The organism is Halanaerobium saccharolyticum (assembly GCF_004362045.1).
GTDB classification, from domain to species: Bacteria; Bacillota; Halanaerobiia; order Halanaerobiales; family Halanaerobiaceae; genus Halanaerobium; species Halanaerobium saccharolyticum_C.
In genome coordinates this window covers 42148-58855 of record NZ_SNWX01000004.1, presented here as the reverse complement: position 1 = coordinate 58855, position 16708 = coordinate 42148, and the positions used below count along the sequence as shown (strand labels likewise).

The following is a 16708-nucleotide window of genomic DNA, read 5'->3' as shown; positions in this document are numbered from 1 at the left end:
GGTCAGAGAATTATATGCAAATTTTATAATTATAATAAATCAAATATTAAATTATTTTCAAAAATAGGTATTAAAGAATTTTTAAACGAAGAACCTAAACTAAAGAAAAAAAGCAAAAACAATATAAACAAAAAAGAAAAGAATATTATTATTATTCTATTTCTATTGTTCATTAAATTAAGGGAATATGAAATAAATATATAATTAGGAATCATTAATATTCTAAAACCTCTTATAAAAGCCACATTAATAAAATATAACGGAAATAACAGGAATGAATATATATTAATTTTGTAAACTAAATTAATAAAATTATTACTGATTTTTTTTTGATTTAAAAATTTTTTCAATAAAATAATTGAAAAAATTATAAAACTTTGAACAATATAAACAAATAAAACTCCAAAGCTAGGATTGATTAAAAAATATCTATCCATTTTTTGGGGATTAAATAACAAATATACTACATCTTTAAAAACACCAGTAATAACAAATATACTTAATGCTATAAACAAAGATAAAACAATTAGCTTTATTTGTTCTGGCTTTATTTTATTTAATAAAACCAATGGCAAAAAAAACAATGCTACATAATGAATTGACATAGCCAAAAATATCATAATTACGAATTTTATATCATTTTTTAAATTTCTTTTTTCTAAATATTTTAAAGAATAAATAATAATAGACATTGATAAAAAATGTTTTACTTGAACTACATCTAATATAAATGGAGAAATAAAATAAAATACATAAACTATATTTGATTCATGAGAATATTTTTCGACTGTAAAAATAATTAACCAAAAACTAATAAATGAAACAACTAATAAAAATTGGTTATAATCTAAATTTAAAATAGAACCTATCTTCATAAATATTGCAAACCCTGGTTGATTACCTATTATCCATTCAGAACTTGTTGCTAAACTTTTATATAACCATTTATAATTATCATAATCTGCAGAAGTATAATTACCCCAATATAATATCCACATGAAAAATAAAATTATAGATTTAAAAAATAATTGGATTTTCTTGTTTTTGATTTTTAATAAAGATATTAAAACATTAAATACTATCAAACTTATAGAAAATGCATATATCATAATTTAAAACCCACTTTATAAATATTTCTTATATATTTTATATGATTCTTTTACCATTTTATATTTTTTTCTAGAACTAATTTTTTTTACACTCGCATTTTCATGATGATACACTAACAAAGAGGGGACATATAATGTTCGCCCACCAGCTTTTTCTACTTGATTAGACAATAATGCTTCTTCTCCCCACATAAAAACTCTATCATCAAGCAATTCATAGTGCTCGAAAAAGAATGGAGTTAATAAATAACATGCTCCTATTCCTCTTTTTATTGTCATTTTCTTATTAATTTGATCACTCTTATTTGAGTTAAATATCCATTTTTTTAAAAAACTATTTATAAATTTAAAAAACTGACCAATATAATAGTTTGAAAAATAAATTTTAGCTTTTAGTCTATTAATAAAAGAAACTTTATTAATAACATGAGGATTTTGATGTTTACCATCTCTTGTAATTATATTTGGTGCAATAACAAAAGTTTTATTATTAAAATCAATCATTTTAAAATTATGCAAAAACTTTTTATCAAATATTAGATCGTTATTACCGATAACTAAATAGCTTTTATCTTTTTTATTGACTAACTTAATTCCCTCATTTAAACCAGAAAAATAACCTAGATTTTTATCTAGTCTAACTAATTCTACATTTTTAAAACTACTTGCATATTTTTTGATTTTACTAAAATCAGAATCATCAGAATTATTATCAACAATTATTATTCTGATCAAATCATTCTCTTCAGTTAAAATTTTATTGACACTATCTATATATTTAATAGTATGGTCTGCTTCATTATAGTTTACAGCGATAAAAAAAAATTTGTTCATTACTATTTCCTCCAAACAATATCATCAATGATTTTAGCATAACTTTGAATAAGTTTAACTACCTTAACTGATACATTATCATCCTGATAATCATCAGCTAAATAAGTTTGTTCATCATTCTTTTTCATGTTTCTGCTTAAATCAACAGCCTGAACTATATCTTTTTCAGTTATACCACCAATTACAACTGTACCTTTATCTAAAACCTCCGGTCTTTCTGTAGAAGTTCTAATTAAAACACCTGGAAAACCTAAAATAGCTGATTCTTCAGAAAGAGTTCCACTGTCAGATAGAGTACAGAAAGAATTTAACTGCAACTTATTATAATCAAAGAAACCAAAAGGTTTAAGCTGTTTGACTAAAGGATGAAATTTAAATCCTCTTTCTTCAATTCTTTTTTTACTTCTGGGATGAGTTGAATAAACAATTGACATCTGATATTTTTCTGCAATATCATTTAAGGCATTCATCAAAGATAAAAAGTTTTCTTCATTATCTACATTTTCTTCCCGATGAGCAGAAACTAAAAAATAATTATCTTTTTCAAGATCTAGTTCTTCTAAGACATTACTGTTCTCTATTTCTGTTTTGTGTTTTTTTATTACTTCAGTCATTGGTGAACCGGTTACAAAAATATGTTCTTTTCTGATACCTTCTGATAACAAATATCTGCGGCTGTGTTCTGTGTATGGTAGATTAATATCTGAAATATGATCTACAATCTTTCTATTAATTTCTTCAGGCACATTCTGATCAAAACATCTATTCCCAGCTTCCATATGGAAAATTGGTATTTTTAATCTTTTAGCTGCTATAGAGCAGAGAGCAGAGTTTGTATCACCCAAGATAAGTAAGGCATCTGGCATTTCTTCAGCTAAAAGCTCATAAGATTTTGAGATTATATTTCCTATAGTGTCTCCTAAATGATCTCCTACAGCTTCTAAAAAATGATCTGGTTCTCTGATTCCTAGTTCTTCAAAAAAGACCTCATTTAGCTCATAATCATAATTCTGACCTGTATGTACTAAGTGATGATTAAAATATCTATCACAGGCTTTTATAACCTCAGATAAACGGATTATCTCAGGTCTGGTACCGATAATAGTCATTACTTTTAACTTATCCATTTAATTAAACCTCCAAAAAGTATGTATCAGGATTATCTGGATCATAAGATTCATTTGCCCACATTACTGTTACCATATTTGTATCACCAGTATTTTCTATATTGTGGGTATAACCAGTTGGGATATCTACTACTTCTAATTTATCTTCACTTACCTCATATTCTATTACTTCCTCAGAATAAATATCTCTGAATCTAATTATTCCCTGACCGCTGACTACTAAAAACTTTTCATTTTTAGTATGATGCCAGTGGTTTCCTTTAGTTATACCTGGTTTGGATACATTAATAGAGACCTGACCACTATCTTCAGTTCTCAGCATTTCTGTAAAAAAACCTCTTTCATCCTGATGCATTGTTAAATCATAAGAAAAGTTATCTTCTGGTAGATAACTTAAATACATGCTATATAATTTTTTAGTGAATTCATCACCCATATCAGGTAGATAAAGATTTTCTCGGCTTTCTTTAAAACTTTTTATTAATTCTGCTAATTTACCAAGTTTAACATCATGAGTTACCGGTACTTTACAGTATTTATCTTCTTTAACTACTTGATCATCTAAAAAATTAATAAACTGCTCTACTACATCATCAATATAGGCTAGAGTTAATTCTACTTCCGGATCATGAACTTCAATTTCTAAATCATTAGCTATATTATGACAGAAAGTAGCTACTACTGAATTATAGTTTGGTCTTGACCACTTTCCAAAGAGGTTAGGCAAGCGATAAACATAGACTTCTGCTCCTGTTTCTCTGCCATATTCAAAGATAACTTCTTCACCAGCTTTTTTACTTCTACCATAGGGATTATCTAATTCAGCCTGAATGGAAGAAGTTATTAAAACTGGAGCCTGATTATTATGTTCTTTTAATAGATTTAAAACTTTAGAAGTAAAACCATAATTACCCTTCATAAATTCTTCATCATTTTCTGGACGGTTAACACCGGCCAGATGATAAACAAAATCACATTCTTTAGTATATTTATCTAATAATTTTTCATCTGAGTCTCTATCATAAGAGAATATATCTTCATAACCTCTATTTTTTAATTCAGCTCTTAAGTTTTTACCTACGAATCCTTCTGAACCTGTTACTAATATTTTCATTAAAGATCAACCTTCCTTTATTCAGGCCAATTATTTAATTCATTCTGTACATAATCAAGTTCTAATAATTTATCTTTTATTTCTTCTACAGTTAATCTTTTTGTATTGTGAGAATTATATTCTTTATTACCGGAGAGTTCTTCTTCTCCTTCTACAAAATACTTATCATAATTTAAATCTCTGGTATCAGCTGGTACTCTAAAGAAACCACCAAGATCTTCTGCTACTAAATATTCTTCTTTAGTAAGTAAAGTTTCAAATAACTTTTCTCCATGTCTGGTACCGATTATTTTGATTTCATTCTCAACATTAAATAGTTCCTTAATTGCCTGTGCTAAATCTCCTATTGTACAGGCCGGAGCTTTTTGAACCATTATATCTCCTGCCTCAGCATTCTCATAAGCAAAAAGCACTAATTCAACTGCTTCCTCCAGTTTCATTAAAAATCTTGTCATATCTGGATTAGTTACAGTAATTGGATCACCATCTTTTATCTGTTTGATAAACAATGGAATAACTGAACCACGAGAAGCCATTACATTACCATAGCGGGTTCCACAGATAACTGTTTCTTCTGTAGATAATTTTTGTGATTTAGCTACAAATACTTTTTCCATCATAGCCTTAGATATTCCCATCGCATTAATTGGATAAGCTGCTTTATCTGTAGATAAACAGATAACTTTTTCTACTCCACTGGCTACAGCAGCATTAAGCACATTATTGGTCCCTAAGATATTTGTTTTAACAGCTTCGACTGGAAAGAATTCACAGGAAGGAACCTGTTTTAAAGCTGCAGCATGAAAAATATAATCTACTCCATGCATAGCATCTCTTAAGCTGTTCTCATCTCTAACATTACCAATAAAGAACTTTATTTTATCATTTCTATATTTTTTACGCATATCATTCTGTTTTTTTTCATCACGAGAAAAAATTCTTATTTCTTTAATATCTGTATCTAAAAATCTTTTTAAAACTGCATTACCAAATGAACCTGTACCACCTGTTATTAATAGTGTTTTATTTTTGAACATTATATAACCATCCTCTTTAAAATAAATAACAATCAATTTGATATTTGATTCAAAAATTTTTCTAATAAATTCACTTTGTTCTTATAGTCAAAATAATTATTTCCCTTAGTGTAATTTGACATAAATTCAATTTTTTCTGAGGATAAATTAGTGATTTTAAGAAGTTTTTTATTAATTTTTTTCTTATTACTCACATCTATCCAAAACCCATTTTTTCCTTCTTTTAAATATTTCTTTAAATCACTAGTTTTATTAGTAATAACTGGAGTTCCACAAGTAAAGGATTCTACAAATTTAGTTGGAAAACCAGCCATATTGGCTTTGTTTTTTTCTCTAAAAAATATTGTGAAATCTGATTTTTTTGTTAATGTAATTACTTTTTCATGAGATATCCGACCATAAAAATTAGTAAACTTTTTTATGTCTTTTATTTCAGTTTTATGTTCTGGATAAATTTCCAAATATTCATTTTCATCTAAACCTACTAAATTAAATTCTATATTTGACTTTTTATTATAGACATTGATAAGACTCTCAATTACTAAATTAATTCTATCTTTATTACTTCCTGGTGACCCAGCATATATAAAACTTAATTTGTTATTATTATTATTAACATTTATATTCCATTTTTTATTATTAGTATCTACTAATGGAGGTAAAATTATTTTATTGGTTATATTATCATAATAATCAGCTAAAAAACCACTGATGCAAATTACACCATCCACTTTTTTATTAATTAACCTCATTCTCAATTCTGAATCCAAAAACTTTAAAATCCTACGCAAATTATATCTATTCAATCCATACCATTCTGTACAATCAGCAATTAACTTTATATCTTTTTTTTTGCAATAATTTATTAATTTTATAGAAGCAATTGCAGGAAAATTATATATTATAATGTGACTATATTTTTTATTGTTTTTTTTAATAATTTTTTTTAGTTTTTTAATAGAAGTAACATAATTTAGCCAATCTGAATTATTTGTAGGATACGGAATAGTCCAATAATTAAATCCTTGGTATTTTCCTTTGCATTTCCAAAATTCATCAACTTTATTGTTCTGAGTAATCCCTAAAAAATCTACTTCATAACCCAATTTGTTAAATATTTTTCCATTTGCAATTACTCTATGTGCTGCAGCATTTTTATCAGGTAATTCAAATCCACCAACATATAGAATCTTTTTATTCATTTAAAAACCTACTTTCGCACTTAAAAAATGAATTTATAATATATTATCATTTGAAACTTTATAATATATTCTTATACTTTCTTTATATTGAATCAGTTTTTTGAACCCATTATCAAATAAAGCTACTTTAGATAATTTAGAATTTCTAGGTCTCTCTGCTTTAGTCTCAAACTTATAACTACTAACAGGCCTAACTTTGACATCAATATCTGCAACATTAAATATCTCTTTAGCAAATTCAAACCAACTACAAAAGCCTTCATTAGTTGCATGGTAAATACCATATTTATCAGTTCTTATCATCTCAATAATAAGTTCGGCTAAATCACCAGTATAAGTGGGTGAACCATATTGGTCAGCAACAACTGATATTTCATCTCTTTCTTTGCCTAATTTAAGCATTGTTTTAACAAAATTATCTCCATGCTCTCCAAAAACCCAGGAAGTTCTAACAATAAAGTATTTATCTAATGATTTCTGTACTTCTTGCTCTCCCTGATATTTTGTTTCACCATAATAATTAATGGGATTAGGCTCATCAGTTACTTCAAAAGGTTCTTCACCCTGACCATCAAAGACATAATCAGTACTTATATAAAGCATTTTTGCATCTAATTCTTTAGCTGCTTCAGCTACATATCTAGTGCCTTCAACATTAACCTTATAACATAACTCTTTTTCTACTTCAGCCTGATCAACATCAGTATAAGCTGCACAGTGGATAATTTCATCTGGTTGATAATCTAAAATAAATTCTTTAGTTTCTGTTTCATTTGTTAAATCAAAATCTTCTTTATCCACACCAATATGCTCCGTATCTAATCCTTTTAATTTTTTAACAACATCATAACCAAGCTGACCATCAGCACCAGTAACTAAAACTCTCATTAGCTATTCACCTGCTCATCTTTATACATTCTTTGATAATAATCCTGATAGTCACCACTAAGAATATTTTCCCACCATTTCTTATTATCAAGATACCATTTAACTGTTTTTTTGATGCCTTCATCAAATAAAATGGTAGGTTTCCAGCCAAGTTCTTCACTTATTTTAGTAGGATCAATAGCATATCTTAAATCATGACCGGCTCTATCTTCAACAAAAGAAATTAAAGATTCTGGTTTATCAAGTTCAACTAGAATAGTTTTAACTACTTCTAAATTACTTCTTTCATTATGTCCACCAATATTATACACTTCGCCATCTTTACCTTTATGTAAGATTAAGTCAATAGCTCTGCAGTGGTCTTCAACATATAACCAGTCTCGAACATTTTCCCCCTTACCATAAACAGGTAGTTCTTCTTCAGCAAGAGCTTTAGAAATCATTAAAGGTATTAGCTTCTCTGGAAATTGATAGGGTCCATAGTTATTAGAACATCTTGAAATAGTTACTGGAAGTCCAAAAGTTCTATTATAGGCTTCTACTAACAAGTCAGCTGAAGCTTTAGAAGCTGAATAAGGAGAAGATGTTTTAATTGGTGTATCCTCAGTAAACATTAACTCGGGCTTATCCAATGGCAGGTCACCATAAACCTCATCTGTTGATACCTGATGAAATCTTTGAATTCCATATTCTCTGCAGGCATCCATTAAAATCTGAGTTCCTATAATATTTGTTTCTAAAAAGACTCCAGGATCTTCAATAGAGCGATCAACATGAGATTCAGCAGCGAAATTAACTACCATATCAAAATCTTCTTTTCCAAAAAAATTAAATATAAATTCTCTATCTCTAATATCACCTTTAACAAATCTAAAATTATCATTATCCATTACCGGTTCTAAAGTTTTTAAATTACCAGCATATGTTAAAGCGTCAAGACAGAGAATTCTATATTCAGGATGTTTCTCAAGCATATAAAATATAAAGTTGCTGCCTATAAAACCAGCTCCACCAGTCACTAAAATATTCATTTATTTAAACCTCACTTAATTTAATATTTAAAGTTGCAATCACTATCCCTTAATAAAGGTGCATTCTTATCCTTTTCTGATAAAGTAGGATTATCTATTTCCCAATTAACATTTATTTCAGGATCATCAAATCTTATACTTCTGTCATATTCAGGAGCATAATATTCATCAACCTTATACTGCACTTCAGAATTATCACTTAAAGTTAAAAACCCATGCGCAAAACCTTTTGGTATTAAGAACTGCTTTTTGTTTTCAGCACTTAATTCTACTCCAAACCACTTTTTATATGTAGATGAACCTTCTCTTAAGTCAACTGCTACATCATAAATACTACCTCTGGTACATCTAACTAATTTAGTCTGTGCTCTAGGTTCAAGTTGAAAATGAAGTCCTCTTAAAACCTCTTTTTCTTTTGATAAAGAATGATTATCCTGAATAAATTCTACATCAAAACCATTATCCTTAAATTTTTTAGCTGAATAACTTTCTGTAAACCAGCCTCTATTATCTTCAAAAACTTTAGTCTCTATTATGTATAAATCCTCAATCTCCGTTTTTATTAATTCCATACTGCACCTCTTAATTAATATCTTATTTTACCTTCAGCTACTTTTTTAAGAAACTGTCCATAAGGAGAATTACCATACTTCTCAGCTGATTCTAATAAAGTTGCTTTATCTATCCAGTTATTCCTATAGGCAATTTCTTCTAAAGCAGATATTTTAATTCCTTGACGATGTTCTATTGTTCTCACAAATTCTGCCGCCTCTAAAAGAGTATCCATCTTACCTGTATCTAACCAGGCAAAACCTCTACCTAAGAGTTGAACATCAAGATCTCCTTCTTCTAAATATATTTTATTTAGATCAGTTATCTCAAGTTCTCCCCGATCACTTGGTTCTAAATTTTTAGCATATTCAACAACCCTATTATCATAAAAATATAAACCTGTTACTGCATAATTAGACTTTGGATTATCAGGTTTTTCTTCTATTGAAGTAACCTGACCTTCTTCATCAAAATCAACTATACCGAAACGCTCAGGATCATCAACATAGTAGCCAAAAACAGTAGCTCTATCTCCATTATTAACAGCTTCTTTAAGTAAAGAAGTTAAATGATTACCATAAAAAATGTTATCTCCTAAAATCATAGCAACATTATCATCACCAATAAATTCTTCTCCAATAACAAAAGCTTGAGCTAAACCATCTGGTGATGGCTGAACTATATAACTTAATTCTATACCAAACTGGCTTCCATCTCCTAATAATTCTTCAAAACGAGGAAGAGCTTCTGGAGTAGAAATAATTAAAATTTCTTGAATACCTGCTAACATAAGAATTGATAATGGATAATATATCATTGGTTTATCATATACCGGCAATAGTTGTTTGCTTGTTACTAATGTTAATGGATATAATCTTGTTCCAGATCCACCAGCAAGTATTATTCCCTTAGTTTTTTTTGGCATTATTTCCCACCTCAATCAATTCTGTATTTATCTAATTTGTTTTTAATATTCTTCAACAAATTATATAAAGCCTTATTAAATTTGTTTTTATCTCTATGGATTTTTATCAATTGCCAAATTCTTCTAATTCCATCTTTTTTATGTCCTCTTATTCTAAAATATTTATTTTCGACTCGAGAATTAATGTTCATTGATAAATAATTAAAATTATTCTTCCAAATCACATAAAGAAAACTCAACTGATCTCGCTGACTAAATTTATTGAATTCATCCCACCAATCTTGCATAAGATTTATAACTTCTGGATCATTATGTTGTCTGAAGATAATACCATTTTCAGTTAGACCAAACCCCTTAGGAAAATTTTCTTCTTTATATTTACTAATTTGTTTTTTTATAATTTCTACATTATCTTTTTTAAGATTTATACACGCTTTTGCTTCTTCATAAAGACAATCTCGTTCAGGGTGTTTGGGAACAGCAAGTTTATATTCTCCTTCAACTAAATATTCATTTACTAATTTTTCTATATCACCAAGAATATCTATACTCCCATCGATATAGACACTATACTTGTATTCAGAAAAATATTTATGTGGCAACATTTTAACTATACGATTTTTATATGTTGAATTTAAGTCATCTAAAGGAAACTCTATTAAGTTCCACACTTCTGATTTCATACTCATATCATCTGTAAAACAGTAATAATCTATATTACTAGAAATAAATTTAGGATCAATTAAATCATCATAATTATTTGCGATAGCTGTATAAACAATAATATCATTATTTTTCTTCATTATAAAAACACTTTAGATCCATATAAGTCCTTCAAAAATTCAACCTCTCTTTTTAGACCATCTTCAAATTCAACTTCAGGTTCATACCCAAGCATTTCCATAGCTTTAGATGTGTCCGCAGAGGTATGTTTTACATCACCTTTAACAACATTCTGATACTCTCTATTAGCTTTCTCACCTATAATCTCTTCAATTAGATCAATTGCCTCATTTAAAACTACTCTTTTTCCATCACCACCAATATTAAAGATCTCTCCTTCAACATCACTTTCTGCTGCTAAAATATTGGCTTTAACTATATCCTGCACATGGGTAAAGTTTCTCGACTGTTTACCATCACCAAAAATAGTTATCTTTTTATCCTGTAAAATTGCTTTTATAAAAATATGAAAAGCCATATCCGGTCTCTGTCTTTCTCCAAATACAGTAAAATACCTTAAGGATACTGTTGGCACATTAAAGTTCTTATAATATAAATAGCACAAGTTTTCGCCTGCAAGCTTAGATACTCCATAAGGAGAAACTGGCTGTAATCTATTTGTTTCTTTCATTGGCAATTGATCTGTATCACCATAGACTGATGATGAAGAAGCATAGACAAATTTTTTAATATCAATTTCTTTAACTGCTTCTAATAATCGCTGCGTACCCATTATATTGTTATGAGTATAAATCTCAAAGTTCTCTCCCCAGCTTGATCTCACTCCTGCCTGAGCTGCTTGATGAAATATATAATCTAAATCTTTAAGCAATTCTTTTAAATCAAGTTCATTTATGTTTTCTTCAATTAAAGTAAAGTTTTTATGATCTATAAATGACCTCATGTTATTTTCTTTTAATGAGCGGTCATAGTAATCTATAAAACAATCTACTCCGATTACTTCATGACCTTTTTTAAGCAATTTTTCTGTTAAAGTTGAACCTATAAATCCAGCTACACCAGTTACTAATGACTTCAAATTCTTCATCTCCTTTTACCAAGAAAAATTATTGCTTTAGTTTAAGATTTAATAACATTATTAAATCTTAGAAATATTTTGTTATTTCACCAACAATATTTTTTACATCAAACCTCTTTATAGGTTTATTAATTATATCTCTATCATAATAATTATTAGCAATTTTTTTTAATTCATTTTTTATTGACTTTTTATTGTTTTCACAAAAAGTAAATCTATTAAAATCAGAAAAATATTTTTTGATTCTTTCTTTAGATTTTTCTTCACCATCTAAAATAAATAAAATATTTTTATATGTAGAGGAATATTCGTATATTTTACCAGGAATTAAGTTACTATAAATTTTGTGATTTGATATAACCACCAATATTGAAACCTGTTGTTCATATCTTTTAAGTTCAGCATAAGGAATACGGTCTTTAATTAATAAATTATCCTCATTTTTTAAGTCGATATTTGAATTACCAATAATATAATTATCAAACTTAACTAAATCTTTCATAGCTTCATATAGTGGTATTATATTTCTGTTATATGTAAAATAACTCCCAAAATATCCTACAGATTTTCTTTTAGATAAATTTGTTCTCTTTGATTTCTCATCAATATTAATTGGCAAATCTAATAAATGAATTTTATTTGCATATTGTTTAAATTCATTTGTTTTTTTTTCATAAAAAAGAGGATTCATATAAAAAATATGGTCTGCCAATTCAAAAAACTTATTCTCTTCTGCTTTTATTTTGTTAGATAATTCATTTGTTAATTTTAAATCCCATGGTTCAAACCATATTTGAATCCAATCTATATTATTATCATAGTTCTTAAATAGATCATAAGCTAATTTATGACTAACTGGCGGATAAGACACGGACATTATTAAATCATAATCATTTAAATTTATTGATTTAACTACTTTACGAATCCAATAAGTTAAAGACCCATATATTTTCTTTTTATCACTTTTAAAAAAATTAATCTTGTTTTCTTTTTTTCCTTTTTGCATATTTTTTTTAGATTTTTCATTTTTGCTTTGATTATTTTTGATTTTTTTCATAATATAATTAATAAATTGATTTTTGAGGTTTTTATAACCATATTCTATATATTCAATATCACTTTCTGTATATCTAATATCTTTTTTATTATAACTATATGTTATAACAGTTAACTCATTTTCTTTAGAAAGTTCCTTTAATATTCTTTTTTTATATAGGTTAGTAGAAGAATTATCATTAATAGGATTACCAGATATAATTAAAATCTTTATAAAAAGATACCTCCTTATTAAAAACAATTATAATGTTTCATCATAATTATCACTAATTAATTCCTTTATTATATTCAATAAATCATTTCTTTTAATTATTATTAATAATAAAGTAATAAAAATTATGATATATCTTAAAACATTATAATCATATAAAAGTATTACCGGCATAGATACACTAATCAAGACTATACTTATGCCGAATAAAAAATTATCATCATAAATTTTTTCTCCATTATGAATGATTTTTGACAAATAATAATTCATAATGGACAAAATCACAAATGTAAAAAGAGTAGTATAAGCTGCAGTTATATACCCAAATTTAGGTATAAACAAAAAATTTAATATCACATTAATTAAAGCAGCACTTATTGAAGTAAACATAATCATTTTAGTTTTTTTATAAAACAATAATATATTAGCATATATATTATACAAAGCTGTAAAAAAGATCCCTGTTGCTATTGGCGGAACCAGATAAATAGCATCAAGATAAACATCTGTTGCTAAAATACTAATCAGTTCTGGAGCAAAGAGAATTAATAAAAAGCATGTAATAGCATAAAATGAAATTAAAGTGTTTACAATTTTTTTCAGTTTATTTTTTTTGATTTTTTCTGATAAAACATCAAACAAATAAGGGATAATTGATCTATTAATTGCAGACCAAACTAAAAGAGAGACAGAGCTCAATGTATAAATTATACTATAAATACCAACTTTATCTAAACCATCGAAATGCTGTATCATAATTCGATCTGACACATCTAATATTTGTTTTGATATAGAATGAAATATTAATGGTATACTTAACTTTAAAGCGAATTTCCAATATTTAATATTTATAATTTCTTTCCCTCGAATGATTAAAGTTATGAATAAATAAATTGAAATAATTAATGGTATTATATTCATTGAAAGAACTCTAACATTTGCTAATGAAAGATTAGTATTTTTAGATGCATAAATTACACAAAAAACACCAAGACCAACACTCAATATGGAAGAAATTATAGTCATTATTGACATTTTTTTATATTTATATTCATATCTTTGTCTCATCATCCAAAAATTCATGGATGGTTTTAATAAAACATTTAATAAAATAATATACACTAGAAAATTTGAAATATCTATAAAATTAAGAAAGGTATCTTCAAACAAAAAATAAATTATTATAAACAATATAGCAGAAATTGAAGACAAACCTAAAATTGAAGAAATATATCCATCTCTATCATCAAACTCTTTCATGGCTATATTAAAAGATCCTGAACTTAGTGACAAACCAACTATTAAATAAATAAGATTATTCCAAGAATTAAAAATATTAACTTCTCCTATTTCAAAAGTACTCATTATTCTTGTGAAAATTGGTGTGGATATTATACTTAACCCTCTTGTTATTAAAGAAGCCAATATAAAAATAATGGTTGCTTTTGCTTGTCTCGGTATATTTATTATTTTATTCCTTAAAGTCTTGATTTGATTTAACAAATATTTTCTCCTTAATGTAACTAATTAGTAATAATCACTGATTGTTTTTTCTCCAGACAACATCATCAATAATTTTAGCATAACTCTGAATAAGTTTAACTACCTTAACTGAAACATTATCATCTTGATAATCATCAGCTAAATAAGTTTTTTCATCATTCTTTTTCATGTTTCTGCTTAAATCCACAGCCTGAACTATATCTTTTTCAGTTATACCACCAATTACAACTGTACCTTTATCTAAAACTTCCGGTCTTTCTGTAGAAGTTCTGATTAAAACTCCTGGAAAACCTAAAATAGCTGATTCCTCAGAAAGAGTTCCACTATCAGATAAAGTGCAGAAAGAATTTAACTGCAGCTTATTATAATCAAAGAAGCCAAAAGGTTTAAGCTTTTTAACTAAAGGATGAAATTCAAATCCTCTTTCTTCAATTCTTTTTTTACTTCTGGGATGAGTGGAATAAACAATCGGCATCTGATATTTTTCTGCAATATCATTTAGGGCATTCATTAAAGATAAAAAGTTTTCTTCATTATCTACATTTTCTTCTCGGTGAGCAGAAACAAGAAAATAATTATCTTTTTCAAGATCTAATTCTTCTAAGACATTACTGTCTTCTATTTTTTCTTTATGTTTTTTTATTACTTCAGTCATTGGAGAACCGGTCACAAAAATATGTTCTTTTCTGATACCTTCTGATAAAAGATATCTGCGACTATGTTCTGTATAAGGTAGATTAATATCAGAAATATGATCTACAATCTTTCTATTTATTTCTTCCGGTACATTCTGATCAAAACATCTATTACCAGCTTCCATATGAAAAATAGGTATTTTTAATCTTTTAGCTGCTATAGAACAGAGAGCTGAGTTTGTATCACCTAAGATCAAAAGAGCATCCGGCATTTCTTCAGTTAAAAGCTTATATGACTTTGAAATTATATTCCCTATAGTATCTCCTAAATGATCTCCTACAGCTTCTAAAAAATGATCCGGTTCTCTTATTCCCAGTTCTTCAAAAAAGACCTCATTTAATTCATAATCATAATTCTGACCTGTATGTACTAAGTGATGATTAAAATATCTATCACAGGCTTTTATAACTTCAGATAAACGTATAATCTCAGGTCTGGTACCTATAATAGTCATTACTTTTAACTTATCCATTTAATTAAACCTCCAAAAAGTATGTATCAGGATTATCTGGATCATAACATTCATTAGCCCACATTACTGTTACCATATTTGTATCACCAGTGTTTTCTATATTGTGGGTATAGCCTGTTGGTATATCTACTACTTCTAATTTTTCTCCACTTACCTTATATTCGATTACTTCCTCAGAATAAATATCTCTGAATCTGATTATCCCCTGGCCGCTGACTACTAAGAATTTTTCATTTTTAGTATGATGCCAGTGATTACCTTTAGTTATACCTGGCTTAGATACATTAATAGAGACCTGACCACTATCTTCAGTTCTCAGCATTTCTGTAAAGGAACCTCTTTCATCCTGATGCATTGTTAAATCATAAGAAAAATTATCTTCTGGTAGATAACTTAAATACATACTATATAATTTTTTAGTGAATTCATCTCCCATATCAGGTAAATAAAGATTTTCTCTGCTTTCTTTAAAGCTTTTTATTAATTCTGCTAATTTACCAAGTTTAACATCATGAGTTACTGGTACTTTGCAGTATTTATCTTCTTTAACTACTTGATCATCTAAAGCATTAATAAACTGCTCGACTACATCATCAATATAGGCTAAAGTTAATTCTACCTCAGGATCATGGACTTCAATTTCTAAATCATTAGCTATATTATGACAAAAAGTAGCTACTACTGAATTATAGTTTGGCCTTGACCATTTACCAAAGAGATTGGGAAGCCGATACACATATACTTCTGCCCCTGTTTCTCTTCCATATTCAAAAATAACTTCTTCTCCAGCTTTTTTACTTCTACCATAGGGATTATCTAATTCAGCCTGGATGGAAGAAGTTATTAATACTGGAGCCTGATTATTATGTTTTTTTAATAAATTTAAAACTTTAGAAGTAAAACCATAATTACCTTTCATAAATTCTTCATCATTTCTTGGACGGTTAACACCAGCCAGATGATAAACAAAATCACATTCTTTAGTATATTTATCTAAAAGTTTTTCATCTGTTTCTCTATCATAAGAGAATATATCTTCATAACCTCTATTTTTTAATTCAGCTCTTAAGTTTTTACCAACAAAACCTTCTGAACCTGTTACTAATATTTTCATTAAAGATCAACCTTCCTTTATTCAGGCCAATTATTTAATTCATTCTGTACATAATCAAGTTCTAATAATTTTTCT

At 27.4% G+C, this 16708-nt stretch carries 16 protein-coding genes; all 16 read right to left on the bottom strand.

From position 1 onward, the window contains the following. Window positions 1–29: 29 nt before the first annotated feature. The 16 genes from DFR79_RS03965 to DFR79_RS03890 all read right to left on the bottom strand — a co-directional run bounded on the left by DFR79_RS03965 (window position 30) and on the right by DFR79_RS03890 (window position 16633). Window positions 30–1109, bottom strand: coding sequence for an EpsG family protein (locus DFR79_RS03965; protein WP_133514213.1), 1080 nt, complete (start codon window positions 1107–1109; stop codon window positions 30–32). Window positions 1110–1124: 15 nt separating this feature from the next. After that, on the bottom strand, window positions 1125–1943 hold the full coding sequence (locus DFR79_RS03960; RefSeq protein WP_133514212.1) for a glycosyltransferase family 2 protein: 819 nt from the start codon (window positions 1941–1943) through the stop codon (window positions 1125–1127). A gap of 2 nt (window positions 1944–1945) precedes the next feature. Further along, on the bottom strand, window positions 1946–3070 hold the full coding sequence (wecB, locus tag DFR79_RS03955) for a non-hydrolyzing UDP-N-acetylglucosamine 2-epimerase (RefSeq protein WP_133514211.1): 1125 nt from the start codon (window positions 3068–3070) through the stop codon (window positions 1946–1948). A 4-nt stretch (window positions 3071–3074) separates the two neighbouring features. Continuing rightward, window positions 3075–4184 (bottom strand): capsular polysaccharide biosynthesis protein CapF, encoded by a 1110-nt coding sequence (locus DFR79_RS03950; RefSeq protein ID WP_133514210.1) that lies wholly within the window; start codon window positions 4182–4184, stop codon window positions 3075–3077. 17 nt (window positions 4185–4201) lie between these two features. Next, window positions 4202–5221 (bottom strand): polysaccharide biosynthesis protein, encoded by a 1020-nt coding sequence (locus DFR79_RS03945; protein WP_133514209.1) that lies wholly within the window; start codon window positions 5219–5221, stop codon window positions 4202–4204. Between the two features lie 32 nt (window positions 5222–5253). Further along, the gene (locus tag DFR79_RS03940; protein WP_133514208.1) at window positions 5254–6423 is read right to left on the bottom strand and encodes a glycosyltransferase; all 1170 of its coding nucleotides are present in this window, start codon (window positions 6421–6423) and stop codon (window positions 5254–5256) included. Between the two features lie 33 nt (window positions 6424–6456). Next, window positions 6457–7311, bottom strand: a complete 855-nt coding sequence (rfbD, locus tag DFR79_RS03935) for a dTDP-4-dehydrorhamnose reductase (RefSeq protein WP_133514207.1) — start codon at window positions 7309–7311, stop codon at window positions 6457–6459. Next, complete coding sequence (gene rfbB / locus DFR79_RS03930) at window positions 7311–8342, bottom strand: dTDP-glucose 4,6-dehydratase (protein WP_133514206.1); 1032 nt, start codon at window positions 8340–8342, stop codon at window positions 7311–7313. Before rfbB ends, rfbD begins: the two co-directional genes overlap by 1 nt. 20 nt (window positions 8343–8362) lie before the next feature. Then, window positions 8363–8914, bottom strand: a complete 552-nt coding sequence (rfbC, locus tag DFR79_RS03925) for a dTDP-4-dehydrorhamnose 3,5-epimerase (protein WP_133514205.1) — start codon at window positions 8912–8914, stop codon at window positions 8363–8365. Window positions 8915–8928: 14 nt separating this feature from the next. After that, window positions 8929–9819, bottom strand: coding sequence for a glucose-1-phosphate thymidylyltransferase RfbA (rfbA, locus tag DFR79_RS03920; protein WP_133514204.1), 891 nt, complete (start codon window positions 9817–9819; stop codon window positions 8929–8931). An 11-nt stretch (window positions 9820–9830) separates the two neighbouring features. Next, window positions 9831–10622: a glycosyltransferase domain-containing protein gene (locus DFR79_RS03915; RefSeq protein WP_133514203.1), complete on the bottom strand. Its 792-nt coding sequence runs from the start codon at window positions 10620–10622 to the stop codon at window positions 9831–9833. Next, complete coding sequence (locus DFR79_RS03910) at window positions 10622–11581, bottom strand: NAD-dependent epimerase/dehydratase family protein (RefSeq protein ID WP_133514202.1); 960 nt, start codon at window positions 11579–11581, stop codon at window positions 10622–10624. The genes DFR79_RS03915 and DFR79_RS03910 overlap by 1 nt, the downstream gene beginning before the upstream one ends. 67 nt (window positions 11582–11648) lie before the next feature. After that, window positions 11649–12878: a hypothetical protein gene (locus DFR79_RS03905; protein WP_133514201.1), complete on the bottom strand. Its 1230-nt coding sequence runs from the start codon at window positions 12876–12878 to the stop codon at window positions 11649–11651. After that, window positions 12879–14351: a lipopolysaccharide biosynthesis protein gene (locus tag DFR79_RS03900; protein ID WP_133514200.1), complete on the bottom strand. Its 1473-nt coding sequence runs from the start codon at window positions 14349–14351 to the stop codon at window positions 12879–12881. Between the two features lie 34 nt (window positions 14352–14385). Next, a complete protein-coding gene (gene wecB, locus DFR79_RS03895; protein ID WP_133514199.1) occupies window positions 14386–15519 on the bottom strand; it encodes a non-hydrolyzing UDP-N-acetylglucosamine 2-epimerase in 1134 nt (377 codons plus the stop codon). Window positions 15520–15523: 4 nt separating this feature from the next. Further along, window positions 15524–16633, bottom strand: coding sequence for a capsular polysaccharide biosynthesis protein CapF (locus DFR79_RS03890; RefSeq protein ID WP_133514198.1), 1110 nt, complete (start codon window positions 16631–16633; stop codon window positions 15524–15526). Between the last annotated feature and the right edge of the window lie 75 nt (window positions 16634–16708).

Coding starts and splice junctions, on each gene's coding strand:
- DFR79_RS03965 (WP_133514213.1), bottom strand. CDS start 1,109: ATGATATATGCATTTTCTATAAGTTTGATAGTATTTAATGTTTTAATA.
- DFR79_RS03960 (WP_133514212.1), bottom strand. CDS start 1,943: ATGAACAAATTTTTTTTTATCGCTGTAAACTATAATGAAGCAGACCAT.
- wecB (WP_133514211.1), bottom strand. CDS start 3,070: ATGGATAAGTTAAAAGTAATGACTATTATCGGTACCAGACCTGAGATA.
- DFR79_RS03950 (WP_133514210.1), bottom strand. CDS start 4,184: ATGAAAATATTAGTAACAGGTTCAGAAGGATTCGTAGGTAAAAACTTA.
- DFR79_RS03945 (WP_133514209.1), bottom strand. CDS start 5,221: ATGTTCAAAAATAAAACACTATTAATAACAGGTGGTACAGGTTCATTT.
- DFR79_RS03940 (WP_133514208.1), bottom strand. CDS start 6,423: ATGAATAAAAAGATTCTATATGTTGGTGGATTTGAATTACCTGATAAA.
- rfbD (WP_133514207.1), bottom strand. CDS start 7,311: ATGAGAGTTTTAGTTACTGGTGCTGATGGTCAGCTTGGTTATGATGTT.
- rfbB (WP_133514206.1), bottom strand. CDS start 8,342: ATGAATATTTTAGTGACTGGTGGAGCTGGTTTTATAGGCAGCAACTTT.
- rfbC (WP_133514205.1), bottom strand. CDS start 8,914: ATGGAATTAATAAAAACGGAGATTGAGGATTTATACATAATAGAGACT.
- rfbA (WP_133514204.1), bottom strand. CDS start 9,819: ATGCCAAAAAAAACTAAGGGAATAATACTTGCTGGTGGATCTGGAACA.
- DFR79_RS03915 (WP_133514203.1), bottom strand. CDS start 10,622: ATGAAGAAAAATAATGATATTATTGTTTATACAGCTATCGCAAATAAT.
- wecB (WP_133514199.1), bottom strand. CDS start 15,519: ATGGATAAGTTAAAAGTAATGACTATTATAGGTACCAGACCTGAGATT.
- DFR79_RS03890 (WP_133514198.1), bottom strand. CDS start 16,633: ATGAAAATATTAGTAACAGGTTCAGAAGGTTTTGTTGGTAAAAACTTA.